At 67.3% G+C, this 4,114-nt stretch carries 6 protein-coding genes; 2 read left to right on the top strand and 4 right to left on the bottom strand.

Annotation, left to right across the window (positions count from 1 at the left end):
• Both AC1D12_RS26755 and AC1D12_RS26750 read right to left on the bottom strand, forming a co-directional pair.
• Positions 1-711, bottom strand: a 711-nt coding sequence (locus AC1D12_RS26755) for a DAHL domain-containing protein (RefSeq protein WP_477844036.1), incomplete at its 3' end; no start/stop codon positions are given.
• A 23-nt stretch (positions 712-734) separates the two neighbouring features.
• Entirely contained in the window at positions 735-1,727 is a 993-nt protein-coding gene (locus AC1D12_RS26750; RefSeq protein ID WP_477844034.1) for a cytochrome-c peroxidase, read from the bottom strand.
• Positions 1,728-1,966: 239 nt separating this feature from the next.
• Here AC1D12_RS26750 and AC1D12_RS26745 point away from each other — a divergent pair, with 239 nt between their 5' ends.
• Positions 1,967-2,455 (top strand): type III secretion system chaperone, encoded by a 489-nt coding sequence (locus tag AC1D12_RS26745; protein ID WP_477844032.1) that lies wholly within the window; start codon positions 1,967-1,969, stop codon positions 2,453-2,455.
• 45 nt (positions 2,456-2,500) lie between these two features.
• Positions 2,501-2,743, top strand: a complete 243-nt coding sequence (locus AC1D12_RS26740) for a hypothetical protein (protein ID WP_477844030.1) — start codon at positions 2,501-2,503, stop codon at positions 2,741-2,743.
• An 8-nt stretch (positions 2,744-2,751) separates the two neighbouring features.
• Here AC1D12_RS26740 and sixA read toward each other — a convergent pair whose 3' ends face one another.
• On the bottom strand, positions 2,752-3,213 hold the full coding sequence (gene sixA, locus AC1D12_RS26735; protein WP_477844028.1) for a phosphohistidine phosphatase SixA: 462 nt from the start codon (positions 3,211-3,213) through the stop codon (positions 2,752-2,754).
• Positions 3,214-3,218: 5 nt separating this feature from the next.
• On the bottom strand, positions 3,219-4,114 hold an 896-nt coding region (locus tag AC1D12_RS26730), incomplete at its 5' end, for a polyphosphate kinase (protein WP_477844027.1).

Here is a 4,114-nt window from a genome sequence, read left to right as displayed (position 1 = left end):
GTCGAGTGCACGGGCGGTCGGCAGCACGGCGAGCTGCTTCAGGATCTTGTCCCCCACCTGCTGCTGGCGCAGCACGGTCTCCGCATGGGCCGAGAAGCCCGCAACGCGCTGGGCCGCTTCGGCCGGCAGCGACCTGGCAAGCTCGCGCAGGCGGGCGATGCTGGCGTCGACCCGCTCGACATGGACGACCTCCGGCGTGTTGACATAGACGAGCGTGTCGACCAGCACGCGGTCGACCGCCGCCGCCAGCCCGTCGCGGCCGGCCGCCGACCCGGCGAGCAGCACTTCGGAAGCCGCCGACGGCAGGTAGCGGGTGGAGTTGCGCAGGATCGAATGCTGCGACTTGAACCGGTCGATCAGCTCCACCTTCGAGCTCATCAGTTGCCGGTAGGTGTCGAGCAGCGGCAGGATGCGCTCGGCACTGTCGCCGCGACCGCTCCAGAACCGGTCGGTCTTGCTGCGCAGCAGGTCGTCGAGCGACTCGATCACCGGCAACGGGCTCGCCACCGGGTCGTAGCTCGCATTCAACCCCGTCTTCGAGCGCAGCACGTCGACGTTCCATTCGGCATCGATCTGCTTGAGCTGGCGCAGCAGGGTGCCGATCTCGCCGTACTCGACATGGTTCACGTCCGAGGTCTTGTTCACCAGCAGCGCCAGCACCACCGCCAGCACGCCGCCGACGAGCAGGTTCACCCAGGTTCGCTTGTTCATCGTGATCATGGGAGGGCGCTCGTTCAGGGTTGGGGGCGGGGCTCGAGCGAGCGACCGCGTAGCTCGCCGGTGAGCGTGTGCAGGAACTTCACGATCAACGCCTTGTCCTGCTGCGAGGCCGGCCGGCCGAGCTGGTAGCGGAACATCGTGTCCACCGCGTCGTCGAGCGTGCGGGCCGAGCCGTCGTGGAAGTACGGCGCCGTCAGCGCCACGTTGCGCAGGCTGGGCACCTTGAACATGTGGCGGTCCGCCTCGTTGTGCGTGACGTTGTAGCGCCCCATGTCGGCGGCGGTCGGCTGCCCGCGGCCGGCGAAGTAGTCGCCCATCACGCCGAACACCTGGAACATGTTGCCGCCGACGTTCACGCCCTGGTGGCAGGCGACGCAGCCGTAGCTCTTGAACAGCTGGTACCCCTGCAGCTCGTCGCTGCGCAGCGCCGTCTTGTCGCCGCGCAGGTACTTGTCGAAGCGCGCGTTCGGGGTTGTCAGCGATCGCTCGAACACCGCGATCGCGTCCTGGATGTTGCGCGGCTGCAGCCCGTCGCGGTACGACTCGTCGAAGGCCGCAACGAGCGCCTTGTCGCGCCCGAGCTTCTCGATGACCTGCGGCCAGTTGCTGCCCATCTCCTTCGGGTTGTGCACCGGGCCGGCCGCCTGCTCTTCCAGCGAGCCGGCGCGGCCGTCCCAGAACTGGCGGAAGTTGTAGCCGCTGTTCAGCACCGTGGGCACGTTGATCGGACCGACCGCACCGCCGATGCCGACCGCGCTGACGCGGCYATCGACACCGCCGCGATCGAGCGAATGGCAGCTGGCACAGGCGATGGTGTCGTCTCCGGACAGGCGCTTGTCGTGGAACAGCCGGTCGCCGAGCGCGACCTTGCGCGCATCGAGCCGCACATCGAGCGGGATCGGCCGGATCGGCTCGTCGACCTGCGCCCACGCCTGTCCTGCAGCGAAGCCACCCAGCGTGGCAGCGAGAACAGCGGCGGCAATTTTTTCGGCATCCAACCAGGGCATGAGCACCTCATCAGTCGTTGTGTGCGTGATGCGTCACTGCACCCGTGGACTATCGGCTCAGGTTGTCACGTGACGTAAGGCATTGCCGCACAGGTCGTTCACCCAAAAAGTCAACAAATGCCAACCGCACGGGGGTGCTTCCCCCTGGTACGAATGTCCTTTCAATCAATGGAACCAGCCGCAAACCGCGGTCACTCAGTTCGCACGGAATCTCTTGGCCCCTCCGGGCTTCTCGATCCATGAGCAACACCCTGAAGAACTTGATGGACGGCTTCTCCCGCCGCGTCGGTGGCGTGCATTTCGAGTTCGACAGCGAAGGCCACTTGCAGTTGGTGGCTGATGGCAAGTACGTCGTGAGCCTGCTGCACGAGCCTGTCGAATCCCGCATCCACCTGTTCGCCGAGGCCGGCACGATGCCCTTCGGTCCGGAGCAGGTCTTCGACGAAGACCGCTGGCAGGCCAGTGCCGACCGCACCGATGCCGAAGGCTTCACGTCGGCACTGCACTGGCATGAGTCCACCGGCAGCGTGCTTCAGCTGGCGAGCGCACCGGTCGAACAGCTCGACGACGTGAAGTTCGCGAACTGGCTCAAGCTGTTCCTCGACAACCTGTCGACGCTCGGCCAGATGATCGCGTCCGGCCCGGATGTCGAGAACGCCGAAGTGATCGAGGTCAGCGAATTCCCGCCGATGGACGAGCGGGAACTGGCGCTGCAGCTGATGGTTTGAGGCCGATCAGCAGAGTCTTTCAACCGGAAGTCGAAGGAGCGGAACATGTCCGTCATCAACCGTGCAGTCACTGGCAGCATACCGGCCGCATCGCATGCCCCGCCCCCCTCGCTCGAGGTCGAGTTCGAGGGCCACCGCCTGACCCAGGCAGCGAGGCAACCCACGCTGGCGGTGAAGGATCAGCTGAAGCACGTGAGCAACGGCGCGCAGGCAGCGATGTGCCCCCGCCTCGACAGCCTGATCGACCACGTGATGAATGGGCTCGCCGACGTCAGCCTCCCCCGCTGACCGCTGCGCTACAAGCAATCCGGCGCCTGCACCGCCTGCAGCACGGTGTCGACGACACCCTCGCGGTCGCGCCGGCGCAGCCACCACACCGCGCCCTTCTTGATCGACCACTCCTGCGCTTGCCCGCTCAGCAGCAGCGCCGCCACCTGGCCGAGCGTCGGCTGGTGACMGATCACCAGCACCGGCTCGGTCGCATCGGGCCAGCGTGCGGCTTTCAGCACGGCATCGGCCGCCGCATCGGGCGCCAGCGCCGCCAGCGTCTTGAACGACTTGTCGAGCGCCTTCGCAGTCTGCTGCGTGCGCACCGCCGGACTCACCAGGATGCGCGTCGAATGCGCCAGCCGCTGGTTCAGCCACTCGGCCATGCGCTGCGCCTGGCGCTCGCCCTTCGGTGTCAGCGTGCGCTCCAGGTCGTCCTGGCCATCGCGCAGCACATGCGCCTCTGCATGGCGCCACAGGATCAGGTCCATGGCTGTTACCCCACTCCAGTTTGCTTCGCCACCCTCAGTGTCATCAGCGCCTGCTGCGCGCTCGGGCCGTCGGTGCCGATCCGCCGGTAGCTGCCGTCCGACTGCAGGCTCCAGGCGTCCTTGCCGTCGTGCAGATAGGGCACCAGGCATTCGTCGATGACACGCTGGCGCATCGCCGCATCGCGCACCGGCCAGGCCACCTCGATGCGGCGGAACATGTTGCGCCCCATCCAGTCGGCACTCGACATGAACAAGGCCTCGTCCGCCTCGCCCGCGCCCCAGCGGAAATACAGCACGCGCGAATGCTCCAGCAGCCGGCCCACCACCGAGCGCACGCGGATGCGGTCGGTCAGGCCCGCGATGCCCGGCGGCAGCATGCAGGCGCCGCGCACGATCAGGTCGATGTCGGCACCGGCCTGGCCGGCCGCCACCAGCGCCTCGATCAGCGGTACGTCGGTCAGCGCATTGATCTTCACGACGATGCGCGCCGGCTTGCCCTGCCGTGCCGCATCGGCCACCTGGTGGATGTGCGCCAGCATCTGCTTGTGCAGCGTGAACGGCGCCTGCAGCAGCTGGCGCAGCGGGCGCATCTTGCCCAGGCTCGCGAGCTGCTGGAACACCGCGTCGATGTCAGCCGTCATCTCCGCGTCGGCCGTCAGGCAGCCGACATCGGTGTACAGCCGCGCGGTCTTCGGGTTGTAGTTGCCGGTCGACAGGTGGCCGTAGCGGCGCAGCCGGCCGTCCTCGCGGCGCGTCACGAGCAGCAGCTTGGCATGCGTCTTCAGGCCGACGATGCCGTACACCACCTGTGCGCCCACGGCCTCCAGCCGCTCCGCCCAGTTGATATTCGCCTCTTCGTCGAAGCGCGCCTTCAGCTCGACGACGGCCATCACCTCCTTGC

The sequence above is a fragment of the Rhizobacter sp. P1_G5 genome (genome assembly GCF_056405435.1).
The sequence above is the reverse complement of the archived record's forward strand: the minus strand, read 5'-3'. Positions and strand labels throughout refer to the sequence as shown.